Raw genomic sequence first — 17,468 nt, 5'->3', positions numbered from 1 at the left:
AACACACAAATAACAAAAAACAATGAGCGACGCTTTAAAACACGAATGTGGTATAGCCTTAGTTAGACTACTAAAACCGCTTGAATATTATAAAGAAAAATACGGAACTGCTTTTTACGGAATTCAGAAGATGTATTTAATGATGGAAAAACAGCACAACCGCGGACAAGACGGAGCTGGTTTTGCTAGCATTAAATTTGATGTAGAACCTGGACAGCGCTACATTAGCCGAGTTCGTTCTAATCATTCGCAACCAATCCAAGATGTTTTCAAACAAATCAATGAGCGCGTTAGCGAAGAACTAAAAGCGCATCCTGAACTTGGAGACGATATGAAAGAGCTAAAAGCAAATATTCCTTATGTTGGAGAATTGTTTTTAGGTCACGTTCGCTACGGAACTTTTGGAAAAAACAGCATCGAAAGTGTTCACCCATTTTTGCGTCAAAGCAACTGGATGCACCGTAACTTAATTTTGGCCGGAAACTTTAATATGACTAATGTTAAAGAACTTTTCGAAAATCTAGTTGAATTAGGACAGCATCCAAAAGAAATGGCTGATACTGTTACTGTAATGGAAAAAATTGGTCACTTCTTAGACAAAGAAGTAATGCAATTATATCAGGACTGTAAAGCTGAAGGATATTCTAAAAGAGATGCTTCGCCAGTAATTGCAGAACGTTTGGATATTGCTAAAATCTTAGCTCGTTCTGCTAAAAACTTAGACGGAGGTTATGCTATGGCAGGTTTATTAGGTCATGGTGATGCTTTTGTTTTTAGAGACCCGGCCGGAATTCGTCCAGCTTATTTTTATCAAGATGACGAAGTTGTCGTTGTAGCTTCTGAAAGACCCGTTATTCAAACTGTATTTAATGTTCCTTTTGAAAGTGTTCAGGAAATTGACCCAGGAAATGCGTTGATTATCAAGAAAAACGGAACAGTTTCTATGAATCAAATCTTGGAACCAACAATCAAAAAAGCTTGTTCGTTCGAAAGAATTTATTTCTCAAGAGGAAGTGATGCTGAAATCTACCAAGAGCGTAAAGATTTAGGAAAATTAATTTTACCTGCTGTACTTAAAGCAATTGACAGCGATACAGACAACACTGTTTTCTCTTATATTCCAAATACAGCCGAAACATCATTTTATGGTTTAGTGGAAGCTGCTCAGGATTTCTTAAACCAGAGAAAAAACAATTATATTCTTGAAAATAGAAATACATTAACAACAGAAACCCTTCAGGAACTTTTAGCTGTAAAGATTCGTACAGAAAAAGTCGCGATTAAAGATGCTAAACTTAGAACTTTTATTACTGAAGATAGCAGCCGTGATGATTTAGTAGCGCACGTTTACGATGTTACTTATGGTGTAATTAAACCAGAAGATAATTTGGTTATTATCGACGATAGTATTGTTCGTGGTACTACATTGAAAATGAGCATCATTAAAATGATGGATCGTTTAAAACCAAAACGTATTGTAATCGTTTCATCTGCTCCACAAATTCGTTATCCGGATTGTTACGGAATTGATATGGCAAAACTAGAAGGTTTAGTTGCTTTTAGAGCAGCACTTGCTTTATTAAAAGAAAGAAACCTTTATCATATTGTAGATGAAGTTTATGCAAAATGTAAAGCTCAAGAAAATTTCCTTGATAAAGATGTTGTAAACTATGTAACAGCAATTTATGACCAATTTACAGACGAGGAGATTTCAGATAAAATTGCAGAAATGTTAAGCTCGCCGGAAATTAATGCTGAAGTAAAAATCATCTTCCAAACAGTTGACGATTTGCATAAAGCATGTCCTAAAAATTTAGGTGATTGGTATTTCACAGGAGATTATCCTACTCCAGGTGGAAATCGAGTTGTAAATCGTGCTTTCATGAATTTTTACGAAGGAAAAGACGCTAGAGCGTATTAATAAAATACTAATAAAAGGTTAAATTGTGCATTTCATCGGTTTTTTTTGCCGTTCATCCTATTTCTTTGGTGAAGTTGAAAAGCTATGATACTTTTGAAATACCATAACATTAGTAGGTTAAGTTTATGGTAGATTTGGGGCAAAAAGGGTGGAAGCAATTCCACCTTTTTTATTGGAATAAACTCAAACTATTTATAAACAGCCGATTATATCTCTTCATCGGATTTACTTACCTTTTATCTGAAAATTTTTCTTCACAAGAATAACTACCATACATTTACTAGACCATAACATTAGTAGGTTAGTTTATGGTAGATTTGGGGCAAAAAAGGCGGAGTAACTTCCGCCTTTTTTATTTTTAATTGTAATTGATTGAAAAACAGCTGTTTAAATACTTTTCATCGAGTATAATTGCTTTTCATCTAAAAATTTTTCTTTATAAAAATTACTGCCATACATTTACTAAACCATAACATTAGTAGGTTAGTTTATGGTAGATTTGGGGCAAAAAAGGTGGAAGAAATTCCGCCTTTTTTATTGAAATAAATCTAGAAAATTTTAAAAACTAGCAACACAGGTCTTTTATCGGATATACTTGCCTTTTATCTGAAATGTTTCATTCAAAAAAATATCTGCCATACCTTTACAGAACCATAACATTAGTAGGTTAAGTTTATGGTAGATTTGGGGCAAAAAAGGTGGAAGAAGTTCCACCTTTTTTATTTTCTTTTTTTTTTCAGAAAAAAAGAAAATAGAGTGCAGAATAAAGACTTTTAAAAATTGAGCATAAAAAAAAGACGAACCTATGGATCGTCTTTTTTCTATATTCTATGCTCTATTTTCTTATTTATCTAAAGCAAATCTTCTAGCAACTTCTGTCCAGTTAATTACACTGAAAAAAGCTTCAATATAATCTGGTCTTCTGTTTTGGTAGTTTAAGTAGTAAGCGTGCTCCCAAACATCCATTCCTAAGATTGGAGTTCCACCGTGACCAGCAACTTCTGGCATTAATGGATTATCTTGATTTGGAGTACCTACAACTTCTAATTTTCCTCCTTTTTGAACTGTTAACCAAGCCCATCCAGAACCAAATTGCGTTGCTCCAGCTTTAGCAAATTTTGCTTTAAATTCTTCGAAAGATCCAAAAGAAGCTTCAATTGCAGCCAATAAATCTCCTGTTGGCAATCCTCCTCCGTTTGGAGACATTACAGTCCAGAATAAATTGTGGTTGTAGAAACCTCCACCATTGTTACGAACAGCAGCGTTAGATTTATCTAAGTTGATTAAGATGTTTTCGATTGTTTTTCCTTCTAAATCTGTTCCAGCGATAGCCGCATTAAGATTTGTAGTATAGGCGTTGTGGTGCTTTGTATGATGGATTTCCATTGTACGTGCATCAATATGTGGTTCTAATGCATCGTATGCATAAGGTAATTGTGGTAATTCAAAAGCCATGATATTCTAATTTTTATGGTTTATAATAATTTATTCCAAATTTAGACATTTAACTTTGGAATTGAAAATACTATTTCGTTATAATTGAATTAAATTCATTGATAATTTACATTTTTACAACATAAACACCTGAAAATCTTTATTTACCATTAAATGTTGTCATTGTGTTTTCTAAACCAGCTGTTCCAAAAGTTCTAATAATTTCTGCTGAAGTTTCTAAGCGTTCTGGAAGTTTTGCTTCTTCTTCAGCGGTCCACTCTCCTAAAACATAATCTACTTGCTGTCCTTTTTTGAATTCGTCACTGATACCAAATCTGTAGCGTGTATAATTTTGAGTATTTAAAACTAAATTAATATTTTTCAACCCATTATGACCACCGTCGCTACCTTTTGGCTTTATTCTAATAGTTCCGAATGACAGGTTTAAATCGTCTGTAATGACCAAAATATTCTCCAGCGGTATATTTTCTTTATCCATCCAATATTTCACCGCCTTACCACTTAAATTCATGTAAGTATTTGGTTTTAAAAGAAAAAAAGTTCTCCCTTTAAATTTGTATTCAGCCATTGAACCTAATTTTACGGTTTCAAAAGAAAGTCCTTCTTTTTTGGCTAAAAAGTCTAGTACTTTAAATCCGATATTATGTCTGGTGTTTACGTATTCGGCTCCGATATTTCCTAATCCTACGATTAAATATTTTTTACTCACGTTTTTTATATTGTTTTTTTGGCGTTCGTGAACCTCCGGTTTCATATTGTCTTCTATGTTCTCTTCTTTTGATGGCGATGAAAACAGTTTTGTTATCCATTTTATCATGATTACAAAAGTAACATTAATTAGAGAAATGTGACAATTGGATAATTAGATAATTTAAAAATGTGACAATTAGATAATTGACTGTTTGCCTATGATTTAACCGCAAAGATCGCAAGGGTTTTGCGCTAAGAACGCTAAGAAATAGCTTTTACTGAGAGTTACAAAGAACACAAAGACTTCGACAAAAAAACTCAGCATCTTAGAAACTTAGCACCTAAAAAAAAGCCCCAATCGTAAGATTGAGGCTTTTTGTATTGAGTTGAAAAAAATTATTTTTTCTTTCCTTTTGCAGGAGCTTTTGCAGCTTTTGCAGCCTCTTGAGCAGCTTTCATAGCAGCACGAGAGATTCTTACTTGACAAACAACAGTGTTGTCTGGGTGCATAATTTTGTACTCTGGTTTTCCAACTTTAGTAACGTATAATTTGTTACCCATTTCAAGTGGAGTGATGTCAGCTTCAACGAAATCAGGAAGATTTGCTGGTAAAGCTTTAACTTTTAATTTACGTTGGTTTAAACGTAAAACACCTCCCGCAAGAACACCTTTAGATGTACCAACGATTTTTACAGGAACTTCCATTGTGATTTCTTTATCATCAAATAATTGGAAGAAGTCAATGTGTAAAATTTTGTCAGATACTGGGTGAACTTGGATATCTTGCAAAATTGCATTGAATGATTTTCCTTTTCCAAGTTCGATCACAACAGTGTGAGCGTTTGGAGTGTAAACCAAGTTTTTGAATGCAGTAACGTCTGCTGAGAAGTGTACTGCCTGGTTTCCTCCGTATAAAACGCAAGGTACCTGTCCAGCATTACGTAAGGCTTTAGTTGACACTTTGCCCACGCTTTCTCTTTCTGATCCTTTAATTGTAATCGATTTCATTGTAAAAAAATATAGTTATTAATAAAATATTCTATTTTGCTGTAAGCTTTAAGCAATATGCTTTAGGCTTTTTATGCAAAGTATATAAGCTTACGGCCTAAAGCCTACAGCTTACTGCTTTTACATAATAAATTTTCCACTGATGGAATTGTTGTGGTGAACCATCTGCATAACCTCAGCAAATAGAGGTGCACAGCTTACCACTTTTATCTTTTTTGATTCTTTCTTTAACGGAATAGAATCTGTTACGATTAATTCTGTTAGTTTCGAGTTTTCAATTTTCTCGTATGCTCCGCCAGATAAAATAGCGTGCGTACAAATTGCTCTTACGCTTAGCGCTCCTTTTTCGATCATTAGGTCTGCCGCTTTCGCTAAAGTTCCTCCTGTATCGATCATGTCGTCTACTAAGATTACGTTACGTCCTTTTACTTCACCAATTAGTTCCATAGTGTCGATAACGTTGGCTGCTTTTCTTTGTTTGTAACAGATTACTACATCTGATTCTAAAAACTTAGAGTAAGCATATGCTCTTTTTGAACCTCCCATATCTGGAGATGCAATTGTCAGATTTTCTAACTTTAAACTTTCTACGTATGGTAAAAAGATTGTAGATGCAAATAAATGATCTACTGGTTTTTCAAAGAATCCTTGAATCTGGTCTGCATGCAAATCCATTGTCATGATTCTTGTTGCTCCTGCAGCTGTTAGTAGATTTGCTACTAATTTAGCTCCAATTGGAACTCTTGGTTTGTCTTTTCTATCTTGTCTTGCCCAACCAAAATAAGGCATAACAGCTGTAATATGTCTTGCTGATGCGCGTTTTGCCGCATCAATCATTAACAACAATTCCATCAGATTATCTGCACTTGGAAAAGTTGAACATACGATAAATACTCGTAAACCTCTAATTGATTCTTCGTAAGACGGCTGAAATTCTCCATCACTATACGTTGACATCGTTACTTTTCCTAACGGAATTCCGTAATCTTTTGCAATTTTTTCTGCAAGATAAACACTTTGTGAACAAGCAAAAATTTTAGCTTCTGGTTCTAGGTGCGACATTGTAATTTGTTGTTTTATCCCGTTACTTTTAAAAAAATTCAACTTTATATTTCAATAAAGCAGAATGTGTATAAATGTCTCGGATGTAGTTAGTTGTGTGTGCTTCGTTTTAACGAGCTGCAAATTTATAAAATTTATTGAACACTGAAAGCAAAAATTTAAGTATTTTTAGTAGTTCGTTTAAAATTATTTTTTACATTTGCACCGTGTTAAAGGAATGACGCCATTTATGACTTCATTCTATTGCGCTAAAATAATTGATTTATCATTTATTTTTTCGTCTGCTACGCCCGGATGGCGGAATTGGTAGACGCGCTGGTCTCAAACACCTGTGGGAAACCGTGCCGGTTCGACTCCGGCTCCGGGTACATAAAAACCTCTTCTTAACGGAAGAGGTTTTTTCTTTTATACTACTTCACAACTTGCATTATGCAAAACAGGAAAATTGCAGGAATTAGCAATAAAACACAATTGATTTGCTTTTTTATGAAGTTCTAAAGCTAATCCGATTTGGTCTGGATTTGAGATTTTTACTTTCGGATATAATCTTGCTTCTACAAAACGACCGCTTCCGTCTGGATTTACTTCTAATGTTGCTTCTGCATTGTCTGAATACTCCAAAACTTCTATTCCGTTTTGTGAGCAAACATATAAATACGACATCATGTGACAGGAAACTAAACTGCTTAACAATAAATCTTCTGGATTATATAATGAAGGATCTCCTTTAAAAGCTTTTGCTGCCGAAACAGGTAAAATTGGTTTTCCTTCAATTTTAATTTGATGACTTTTACTATAGAATCTTTTGGAAGAATCTATTGGGTCTTTTTTGGAAGTCCAATTTACTTCAGCTTTGAATAGGTGTTTGAAAGTCATTTTTTTGTTTTTTAGCCATGAATTACATAAAGTTGAAATTCATGGCTAAAATAATACAATTCTCTTGATCTAATTTTATTTACCCCATTTAGTAAAATCTGAATCTGGTCTTTTAAAAGGTTCTGATAAAAACTTATTTGCTATTGCATTAAATACTTCCGGACTTGAAGCCGGCGCAAAATGAGTTTCTCCAGGCATAATGCATAACTGTGCTTTTGGTATATTTTCGAAAATTTCAACTGTATGCTCATTTCTGATTACGTCTCTATCTCCTGCTATTACAAGCACTTTTGCTTTAATTTTTGATAAATCTTTTGCTACAATATTAGGCTGATCTGCTAAAAGTCCAGAAATTTGTTTCAATAGATTCCAGTTCTCGCTAGTGTCTTTTTCTTTAATTTTTGCACTAAACAGTTTTCTCTCGTTCTGCAGACCTTTTATCGCCCATGAATAAATAGCAGTAGAATCAGGTCGTAAATTGGCACCCATCGCTACAATTTTTTTTATTTTTGACTTCCCTGAAATACCCATTTGCAATCCAACAATTCCTCCATCACTCCATCCAATAATACTTATTGAATCCAGTTTTAAGTGATTAACTAATGCTTCAGTATCTTTTGTCATTTGGACAAATGTTAAAGAATCCGTTTTCAACTCTGATTTGCCATGTCCTCTACTATCGGCAGCAATGACTCTGTATTTATTTTTAAAATAATCAATCTGATTTCCCATTGTCTCAATACTTCCACTATTTCCATGAATCAATAACAAAGGTTCGCCTTTTCCGTATTCTTCATAGTAGATTTTAGCACCATTGAGTTCAACAAATTTTCCGACAGTGGAATTTTTACCATAAGGCGTATCAAATTTAAAATTCATCTGAACCTGAGCGTTTGCTATTACACATACAGAATAAGCTAATACGGCCATTAGCAATTTGACTGGTTTCTTCATAAGTAAGTTCTTTTTAGGATAGTTATTTCTCAAATGTAAGAAAGATTCTAAAAAATTAACAAAATACTTATCGAAAGCATTCACTCTAATATTTACAAAAAAAAAACCTCGAAAGCACAAGCTTTCGAGGTTTTTAGAGAATTACTAAACTAATTAACAGATTCTAAAACTATTTTTTTACTGAGAATTTAAAAGTAGTTTTAGTTTTATAATTTTCTCCCGGGTTTAAAACCGTTGTTGGGAAATTTTTCTGGTTTGGAGAATCTGGATAATGTTCTGTTTCTAGACATAATCCTGTTCTGTGTGCAAAAGTCCCTCCATTTGGCATTGGCAAAGTTCCGTCAAGGAAATTTCCAGAGTAGAACTGAATTCCAGGCTCGTCTGTTGTCATTTCCATAACTCTTCCGCTTGCTGCGTGGTATACCTTTGCAATAATTGTTTTTCCTTTTTCAGGGTTATTCAACACCCAGCAGTGATCATAACCTTTTCCTTTTTCTAATTGGTCATTTTTAGCATTGATGTCTTTTCCAATTAATTTTGGAGTTCTGAAATCGAAAGGCGTACCCGCAACATCTTCTAATTTTCCTGTCGGAATCAAATCTGCATCTACTGGAACTAATTTATCTGCATTTAATGTCAATTCGTGATCTAAGATCGTTTTAGTAAAATCTCCAGATAGATTGAAATATGAATGCTGTGTTAAGTTAACAACCGTTTTTTTGTCTGTTGTTGCCTCGTACAAAACTTCTAATTGATTATCATTTGTTAATGTATAAGTCACAAAAACTTTTAGGTTTCCTGGATACCCTTCTTCCATATCTTTACTTACATAAGATAATTTTAGAGAAGCGTTTTCGCCAGATTTAACCTCATCTGCTTTCCAAACCACATTAAAAAATCCTTGCGGACCACCATGTAAAGCATTTGGTGCATTGTTAATTGCCAATTGATATTCTTTTCCATCTAATGAAAATTTCCCTTTTGCAATACGGTTTCCGTATCTTCCAATTAATGCTCCAAAAAACGGATTTTCTTTTTCGTATTGCGCCAAAGAATTAAATCCGATTACTACATTTTCTGAAACACCTTCTTTATTTGGTACTTTCAAATCTGTAATTCTACCGCCAAAAGTGATGATGTCAACTTCCATCCCGTTTTGGTTTTTCAGTTTATAACTTTCGACTTTTTCTCCTTTTGCAGTAGTTCCGTATTCTGATTTTTCAATTGTAACTAAATCTTTTCCTTCAGTGGCAACTTTTTCTGTATCAGCTTTTTTATCGCTTTTACATTGAACTAAAACAATAGCAGTTCCAAGCAAGCTTAGTATGAAAAGAGAGCGTTTTAATACATTCATAAATGATATTTTTTGGTTTGTAAAAAGTTAAATGTTAGATGTAAAATGTTAGACGTGAAATTTAATCATTTTAAAAATGTAAAAATTACCTTTTTAAGTTTTTTCACATTTTACATCTTACAAATTACGTTTTACCGCCTTACAGGCCGTGTTGAAATAAATGAAAATATGCTTCGTTGGCGTTGATTTTATCTTTGAATTCTCTTACAGTTGTTTTCTCATCAATTACCAATAATTCGATTCCAGCGATGTCTGCGAAATCTTCCATATATTCTGTTGTGATAGACTGGCTGTAAACCGTATGGTGCGCTCCACCAGCCAAAATCCAGGCTGTTGCTGCAACTTCTAAATTTGGTTTACAATCCCAAAGAACACGTGCAACTGGCAATTTTGGTAATTCTGCCATTGGTTTCACAGCTTCCACTTCGTTTACAATTAAACGGAAACGAGTTCCCATATCAACCAAAGAAACATTAATTGCATCTCCTGCAGGTGAATTAAACACCAAACGTGCTGGATCTTCTTTTCCTCCAATTCCTAAAGGATGCACTTCACATGAAGGTTTTCCGTCAGCAATAGATGGGCAGATTTCCAACATATGAGATCCTAAAACGTATGATTTTTGTGGTGTGAAATGGTAGGTGTAATCTTCCATGAAAGAAGTTCCGCCTTCCAAACCAACACACATTACTTTTAAAGCTCTTACCATTGCAGCAGTTTTCCAGTCTCCTTCTCCACCAAAACCATAACCATCGGCCATTAATCTTTGTGTTGCAATTCCTGGTAATTGTTTCCAAACTCCAAGGTTTTCAAATGTATCTGTGAAAGCGCCGAATCCTCCTTCTTCAAGGAAAGCTCTTAATCCTAATTCGATTTTAGCAGCTTCAACTAATGAACTTCTTTGTGCTCCGCCTTCTTTTAAAGAATCTGTTAAGTTATAAGAAGACTCATAAACTGCCAATAAATCAGCTAATTGTTTGTCTGTTACTTTCTCGATATGTTTTGTAACATCTGAAGAATCATATCCGTTTACAGACATTCCGAAACGAATTTGAGCTTCAACTTTATCGCCTTCTGTAACGGCAACTTCACGCATATTGTCTCCAATACGAGCTACTTTTAAGTTTTGAAGTTCGTCCCAACCTAAAACCACTCTTGACCAGATTCCTAATTGTTTTTGAACTCTTTGATCTTCCCAGTGTCCAACCACAACTTTACGTTTTTTGCGCAATCTAGACATGATGAAACCAAATTCACGATCTCCGTGAGCCGATTGGTTCAAGTTCATGAAATCCATGTCAATGCTTCCCCACGGAATTTCAGCGTTGTATTGTGTATGCAAATGGCACAATGGTTTTTTAAGGATATTTAACCCGCCAATCCACATTTTTGCTGGAGAGAAAGTATGCATCCAAGCAATAATTCCGATACAGTTTTTAGCTGAGTTTGCTGCTAAACAAACATCTAAAATCTGCGAAGGCGATTTCACCACATCTTTATAAACTACTTTTACAGGAATTGAAGATGAAGCATCTAATCCTTTTGCAATAATTTGCGAATGTTCTGCTACTTTTCTAAGTGTTTCTTCACCGTATAATTCTTGGCTTCCTACTACAAACCATACTTCTTTTTGAGAAATGTCAATCATTTTGTTATTTTTTATTTCAAGTTTCAGGTTTCAAGTTGTTGGAATCTGAAAACTCGATTTGTTATTTTATTGTTTTTTTTGTTTGTTTCAGATTTCAGGTTTCACGTTCCAACAACTTGAAACAAAAAAAACCTGAAACTTGAAACAAAATTTCTATTGTCCGTAATACGAGTCTTTTCCGTGTTTACGGTTATAATGTTTCTTTATTAATGAATCTTTTAATCTTGGTGCGTTTGGATTTATTTGTAAAGTCAGGTATGCCATTTCTGCCACAACTTCTAAGACTTTACTGTTGTAAACCGCTTTTGCAGCATTTTTTCCCCACGCAAACGGACCGTGATTTCCAATTAAAACCATTTCTACTTCTTCGTATGAAAGATTTTTTTCTTTGAAACAATCTAGAATCTGAATTCCAGTATTGTGTTCGTAGTTTCCTTCAATTAAAGAATCTGCCATTGGCGGTGCGCACGGAATATCGGCTGTTAAATGATCGGCATGTGTTGTTCCAAAAATTGGAATATCTTGCTGCGATTGTGCCCAAGCCACAGAATAAGTTGCGTGTGTATGCGCAACACCTCCAATATTTGGCCAGTTTTTATATAAATAAGCATGCGTTTTAGTATCAGATGACGGGCGCATGGTTCCTTCGATAACATTATTGTCAAAATCGACAATTACGATATCTTCGGGTTTTAAATCTTCGTAAGGAACACCGCTTGGCTTAATGGCAAAAACACCATTTTTTCTGTCCACGGCGCTCACATTTCCGAAAGTATAAACAACCAAATTCAATGCATTTAACTGCATATTGGCTTCGTAACATTCTTGTTTTAAATCTTTATATTGAGAGCTCATGTTTCGATATTTTAAGGTTTGGATCTGCAAAAGCACTTAATTTTTCATATCCTAAAAGAAGCTTATGATACGCTTCAACTTTATCTGTCTGAGGGAAATATTCTCCATCAAAATCACTTCCGATTTTTTGGCTTGCTTCAATTACGTTTGGATAAATTCCGGCTGCAACCGCTGCGTAAATTGCCGCACCTAAAGCCGGAGTTTGGTCTGAAGCCGCAATTTTAATTGGCTTGTTTAAAACGTTAGCCAAAGTCTGCATGATAAAAGGAGATTTTCTCGCCACACCGCCAATTCCGATTACGCTGTCGATTTTTACACCTTCTTCTTCAAAACGGTCAACAATTTTCTTCGCTCCAAAACAAATTGCATTTACTAAAGCTTTAAAAATATGTGGTGCTTTTGTTCCTAAAGAAAGATTCGAAATCGCACTTTTTAATTCCTGATTTGCATCTGGAGTTCTTCTACCATTAATCCAGTCTAAAGCAATTGGAAGGCTTTCTGAAACTGGAATTTTCTCCGCTTCTTTAGTCAATTCAACAATTAATTTATCACTGAATTCTTCTCTTAATTGTTCTTTTTGAGCATCATTTAAAACAGAAGAGGTTTCTAATAAATGTTCTGTTGGCCACATTAATAATTCTTTGTACCAAGCCAATAAATCGCCAAAAGCAGATTGTCCTGCTTCTAAACCAATAAAACCAGGAATAACAGAACCATCAACCTGTCCGCAGATTCCGCGAACGGTTTTTGTTCCCACCTCATCATAAGAACCCACTAGAATATCACAAGTTGAAGTTCCCATTACACGAACCAAAGTATTTTCTTCGATTTTAGCTCCAACTGCACCAGAATGCGCATCGAAAGTTCCAACAGCTACAACTGTTTCTGTTGAAAGTCCTAAACGATCTGCCCATTCTTTGCTTAAATTTCCAGCAACTAAATCTGACGTATAAGTTTCATCATATAAATTGCCACGAAGCTGCGCTAAATACGGATGCAGTTTTTCTAAAAATTCAACTGGCGGCAATCCGTTCCAGTCTGTGTGCCACATTGCTTTGTGACCTGCTGCACAACGGCTTCTTTTGAAGGTTTTTAAATCTTTATCTTCAATTAACAAATACGTCATTAAATCGCAATGCTCCATCCAAGTGTGCGCTGCATTTCGAACCGCTTCGTCTTGTCTTGCGATATGAAGAATTTTTGCCCAAAACCACTCAGAAGAATAAATTCCTCCAACATATTTGGTAACATCTTCTCCGCCCCAGCTAACTGCTAGTTCGTTGATTTCGTTTGCTTCATTAATTGATGTATGATCTTTCCATAAAACCATCATGGCATTTGGATTCTCTTCAAAACCTTTTGTTAATGCTAATGGCGTTCCGTCTTTTGTAACTGGAACCGGAGAAGATCCAGTTGTATCGATACAAATTCCTTTTACTAATGAAGGATCTACTTTACTTTCTTTAACAACATTCTGAATTGTAATTTCCAATCCTTCAATATGATCCAAAGGATGTTGACGAAACTGGTTTATAGAAGCGTCACAATATTGTTTGTTTTTCCATCTTTTGTAATGAGAAACATTGGATGCCAATTCTTGTCCATTTTCAGCGTCTATCAGCACCGCGCGAACAGAATCTGTTCCGTAGTCCAATCCTATTACATAATTTTTCATTCTATTTTATTTTTAAAATATTGACAAATATAGATATAATTATTTTATAAGTGTATAAAAAACACTTAACTTAAATTGTATGATTCATTTTTGCTATAAATGCATTAAAACAGCATTTTAGCTTTCAAACAAAAAATAAATGTTAGCAATACATTTATAACGTTGCGATTATTTCAACTTAATCTTTAAATCGTTAATAAATCGTGCTTTAAAATTGTACTGAATTTTATTTTTTTTGCCACAGATTGAAAGAATTTAAATGATTTTTTATTCCTTTTAATCTGCAAAATATGTGACTCTAGAATTTTTATTGATTCTTATAATTCAACCAAACTTTCATTTTTCCAACTCCTCGATTCGACCAAGAATAATACGGAATCGCCTTCAATTTTGAGTTCTCAATTACATTTACTCCTTGCAATAAATTGGCTTCTTTTTTTACTTTGAAAGTATCAGAAGCGTTTACATCAATTTTATCGAAATTATTTTTGTTATCAATTTCTTCAACTGCATAAACTATTGGTCCGTATTCCAGAGAAACTTTGTTTGTATTGATTGCTGCTTTTGGATTTGTTATTACTTCTTGAACTTCCATTGGAAAATTGAGATTAATTCTGTCTCCTTTTTTCCAATTTCTAGTGATTGTGAAATATCCATTTTCTGGCTGAATTGCTAGAGTTTCTCCATTTAAACTTATTGTCGTCTTTTGATCTGAAGCCTTTTTATAACTGTATAAATCTCCTGGCAAAACCTCATTTCTAGACCAACCCGGAACGCGAAGTTTGATTGTAAAATGACTCTCTTTTTTTGGATTAACCGAAATTGCAATTTTTCCGTTCCACGGATAAGAAGTCTGCTGCGAAATCTGTAAATCTGTTTTTCCTAATTGAAAAGACGCATTGTTTGAAGCATATAAATTGACATACAAAACATCTTTTGTTTTTGAATAAATCAATCCTGGAATTGACGGAATAAAACGAATTAAATTAGTTGGACAGCAAGAACAGTCAAACCAGCCTTGCCTTGTACAAGAGCCACGATTCGATTTATAAACTCCGTCTGCTTCTAAGGCATTTGGATAAAAAAATTGTTTTCCGTCAAGCGAAATACCCGATATTAATCCGTTGTACATTGTTCTTTCGATGACATCAAAATATTTTGATTCTCCATATAAATTATGCAATCTATGATTCCAGTATACATCGCCAATTGCGGCACAAGTTTCATTATAAGCTGTTAAATTCGGAAGTTCATAATTTGCTCCGAAAGCTTCTCCATCATGTCTTGACCCTATTCCGCCGGTGATATACATTTTCTTGTTCACCATATTGTCCCATAGATTATTTACAGCATTTTCATAAGCTTTATCTTTTGTCAATGCCGCAATATCTGTCATTCCTGCATACATATATACCGCTCTTACTGCGTGACCTACAACTTCTTTTTGCTGTACAACAGGTATATGATCTTGGGCATTTTCTCCATATAATTTATGATTATTCGGATTGCCTCGATTGTCCAAATAATATTTTGCCAGTTTAAGATAATCTTTGTTTCCAGTAATTTGATACAATTTCAGCAATCCTGTTTCTACAATCTGATGTCCCGGAACACCTTTTACCTGTCCTGGGTTATCGCCAAAAGTTCGAACCAGCATATCGGCAGCTTTTATGGCAATTTCAAGAAAATTGGTTTTGCCAGTTGCTTCATAATGCACAATCGCGGCTTCAATTAAATGTCCCGGATTGTATAATTCATGACTAATCTGCAACGATTCCCAGCGTTTCCCTTCAATAACAGGAACCCAGCTCGCGGGTGGTTTTGCTGGATTTATAGTTCGCCATGTCGTAATATACCCATCTGGTTCCTGACCAACTTTTACAATAGCAATAATCGAATCCAGAACCCTTTCTAATTTCGGGTTTGGCGCGCTGATTAAAGTATTTGATGCTCCTTCTATAATCTTGTAAACATCGGTATCATCAAAAGGCATTTCTCCTCTTGTTGTACCGCTTTTTTGTTTTCCTGCAATTAAAAAATTCTCAAAACGGCCTTCTTCATCGCATTTTTTAATGGCATATTCTATAGTTATTTCCTGAACCCTCTTGATAATCGGAAGCCAAAAAGAATCTGTCAGTTTTACATTTTGAATGTTTACTGGCTCTATTTGATAGCCTCCTTTTAACACAGAAGTTTTATCATTTTGTACAATTTGACTTTTGGTTTCTTTACAGGAAATCAGAAGCAATAGACAAATACTCAATAAGTAAAATTGATATTTTTTCATTTTTCTACATTATTTCCCTTCCAAAACCAATACTGAGTAAGGCGGTAATGTTATTTCCAATTTTCCTTTTTTATTTTCGAATCCTTTGAAAGCCACAGGAACAATTTTGTTCGGATTTTCAAAAGAGTTATAGTCTTGTAGTTTTGAAGCTGTAATAATACTTCCAGTAAAGTTTTTTACCCCCAGATCTTTTACATCAATTTCTATTTTGTTCTTATTTACAGCATCAATATTTACAAGAGAAATATGAACCAATCCGCCTTGGTCTTTTGATGCAGAAGCTGAAACAGCAGGAATGGTTTCTCCATTAAAAGTATAAGATGGCGATTTAAAATCTATAGGAAGTAATTTTGCGTCTTGATGCACACTGTACATTTTCATTACATGATAGGTTGGCGTTGTAATCATTTTGGCTTTGTCTGTTAAGATTACGGCTTGAAGCACATTAACGCATTGTGCTAAATTTGCCATACGAACACGATCTGCATGATTGTTGAAAATATTTAAAGTTGCACCCGCCAAAACTGCATCGCGCATAGTATTCTGCTGATATAAAAAACCAGGATTTGTCCCTTTTTGCACATCATACCAACCTCCCCATTCATCTACAATCATCGCAACTTTTTTTTCTGGGTCGTATTTATCCATAACAGCAGCATGTTTGGTCACTAATTCTTCCATTTTTAAGGCCGACTGCATAGTTAAAAAATACTCTTTTTCAGTAAAATCAACATCAGAGCCTTTTTTATTCCAATTGATTACAGCATAATGATGAACACCAACACCACCAAGCATGCTTAACGGAATGTTTTTCATTAAAACTTCTGTCCAATTGTAATCAGAACTGTTTGCTCCAGACGCAATTCTTGTAATTCCACCTGTATTTCCCCAATCAGACATAAAAGTGGCAAACTTTTTATATTCGTTTGCATAATAATCTGCCGTCATATTACCGCCGCAACCCCAAGCTTCATTTCCAATTCCCCAATATTTCACCTTCCATGGCTCTGTTCTACCGTTTTTTTTACGCAAATCACTCATTGGACTTTTCCCTGCGAAATTTGTGTACTGAACCCAATCGGCTAGTTCTTGAACGGTTCCGCTTCCAACATTTCCAGACAAATACGGTTCCGCGCCAAGCAATTCACACATATTCAAAAAGTCGTGCGTTCCAAAACTATTGTCTTCTGTAACTCCTCCCCACCATTGGTTTACAATTGTCGGACGCTGTTCTTTTGGACCAATTCCGTCTTTCCAATGATACGTATCGGCAAAACATCCGCCCGGCCATCTCAAATTTGGAATTTTTAAATCCTTTAATGCCTTTATAATATCATTCCGAACTCCTTTTGTATTTGGAATTTTAGAAGTGTCTCCAACAAAAAATCCGCCATAAATACAGTGTCCCAAATGTTCTGCAAAATGACCGTAAATGTTCTTGCTAATAGTGGGTGAATCGTTGTTATTTTTTATCGAAATTGTAGTAACCTGAGAAAATGCAAACTGATAAAACAGTGCCATCATCAAAAGGAAAAGTGGTTTTTTCATAATGTGGTTTTTAATAGTAAGTAAGGTTTTCTGTAAGGAAATTTGATTTTTTTTAAGGTTAAAAAAAGATTCAAACAATAGTTAAGTGTGTTTTAAACATTTGTAAATGTAGTTAAAAAAATGACTAATAGTCAA

The 17,468-nt window shown here is 34.6% G+C and carries 13 protein-coding genes and 1 tRNA gene; 2 read left to right on the top strand and 12 right to left on the bottom strand.

The genetic code is table 11. From position 1 onward, the window contains the following. The first annotated feature begins 22 nt into the window (after positions 1-22). A complete protein-coding gene (locus tag AC5ZCW_RS05450; RefSeq protein ID WP_496118371.1) occupies positions 23-1,921 on the top strand; it encodes an amidophosphoribosyltransferase in 1,899 nt (632 codons plus the stop codon). An 843-nt stretch (positions 1,922-2,764) separates the two neighbouring features. Here the strand turns inward: AC5ZCW_RS05450 and AC5ZCW_RS05445 are convergent. The 4 genes from AC5ZCW_RS05445 to AC5ZCW_RS05430 form a co-directional block, all read right to left on the bottom strand. Further along, complete coding sequence (locus tag AC5ZCW_RS05445; RefSeq protein WP_091490394.1) at positions 2,765-3,376, bottom strand: superoxide dismutase; 612 nt, start codon at positions 3,374-3,376, stop codon at positions 2,765-2,767. 139 nt (positions 3,377-3,515) lie between these two features. Beyond that, entirely contained in the window at positions 3,516-4,193 is a 678-nt protein-coding gene (gene pth, locus AC5ZCW_RS05440) for an aminoacyl-tRNA hydrolase (protein ID WP_496118369.1), read from the bottom strand. A 269-nt stretch (positions 4,194-4,462) separates the two neighbouring features. Continuing rightward, positions 4,463-5,074, bottom strand: a complete 612-nt coding sequence (locus AC5ZCW_RS05435; RefSeq protein ID WP_111368498.1) for a 50S ribosomal protein L25/general stress protein Ctc — start codon at positions 5,072-5,074, stop codon at positions 4,463-4,465. A 120-nt stretch (positions 5,075-5,194) separates the two neighbouring features. Beyond that, positions 5,195-6,136: a ribose-phosphate pyrophosphokinase gene (locus tag AC5ZCW_RS05430; RefSeq protein ID WP_177211423.1), complete on the bottom strand. Its 942-nt coding sequence runs from the start codon at positions 6,134-6,136 to the stop codon at positions 5,195-5,197. Positions 6,137-6,424: 288 nt separating this feature from the next. On the opposite strand from AC5ZCW_RS05430, the gene AC5ZCW_RS05425 reads away from it, so the two are divergent. Next, positions 6,425-6,504, top strand: a tRNA-Leu gene (locus tag AC5ZCW_RS05425). A gap of 37 nt (positions 6,505-6,541) precedes the next feature. Here AC5ZCW_RS05425 and AC5ZCW_RS05420 read toward each other — a convergent pair. From AC5ZCW_RS05420 to AC5ZCW_RS05385, 8 genes are all read right to left on the bottom strand, one after another. Next, positions 6,542-7,012, bottom strand: a complete 471-nt coding sequence (locus tag AC5ZCW_RS05420; RefSeq protein ID WP_343540590.1) for an OsmC family protein — start codon at positions 7,010-7,012, stop codon at positions 6,542-6,544. 75 nt (positions 7,013-7,087) lie between these two features. Beyond that, entirely contained in the window at positions 7,088-7,966 is an 879-nt protein-coding gene (locus AC5ZCW_RS05415; protein ID WP_496118366.1) for an alpha/beta fold hydrolase, read from the bottom strand. Between the two features lie 169 nt (positions 7,967-8,135). Continuing rightward, a complete protein-coding gene (locus AC5ZCW_RS05410) occupies positions 8,136-9,320 on the bottom strand; it encodes an aldose epimerase family protein (protein WP_496118364.1) in 1,185 nt (394 codons plus the stop codon). A 139-nt stretch (positions 9,321-9,459) separates the two neighbouring features. Next, the gene (gene araA, locus AC5ZCW_RS05405; RefSeq protein ID WP_111368490.1) at positions 9,460-10,968 is read right to left on the bottom strand and encodes an L-arabinose isomerase; all 1,509 of its coding nucleotides are present in this window, start codon (positions 10,966-10,968) and stop codon (positions 9,460-9,462) included. 153 nt (positions 10,969-11,121) lie between these two features. Continuing rightward, positions 11,122-11,823 carry an L-ribulose-5-phosphate 4-epimerase gene (locus AC5ZCW_RS05400; RefSeq protein WP_133523616.1) on the bottom strand — a complete coding sequence of 234 codons (702 nt, stop codon included), beginning with the start codon at positions 11,821-11,823 and terminating at the stop codon, positions 11,122-11,124. Then, a complete protein-coding gene (locus tag AC5ZCW_RS05395; protein ID WP_496118361.1) occupies positions 11,807-13,498 on the bottom strand; it encodes a ribulokinase in 1,692 nt (563 codons plus the stop codon). Before AC5ZCW_RS05395 ends, AC5ZCW_RS05400 begins: the two co-directional genes overlap by 17 nt. 307 nt (positions 13,499-13,805) lie before the next feature. Continuing rightward, a complete protein-coding gene (locus AC5ZCW_RS05390; RefSeq protein ID WP_496118360.1) occupies positions 13,806-15,785 on the bottom strand; it encodes a glycoside hydrolase family 127 protein in 1,980 nt (659 codons plus the stop codon). Between the two features lie 9 nt (positions 15,786-15,794). Continuing rightward, complete coding sequence (locus AC5ZCW_RS05385; RefSeq protein WP_496118359.1) at positions 15,795-17,333, bottom strand: alpha-N-arabinofuranosidase; 1,539 nt, start codon at positions 17,331-17,333, stop codon at positions 15,795-15,797. Positions 17,334-17,468: the final 135 nt, after the last annotated feature.

The organism is Flavobacterium sp. PLA-DH12, assembly GCF_059511845.1.
The sequence above is the reverse complement of the archived record's forward strand: the minus strand, read 5'-3'. Positions and strand labels throughout refer to the sequence as shown.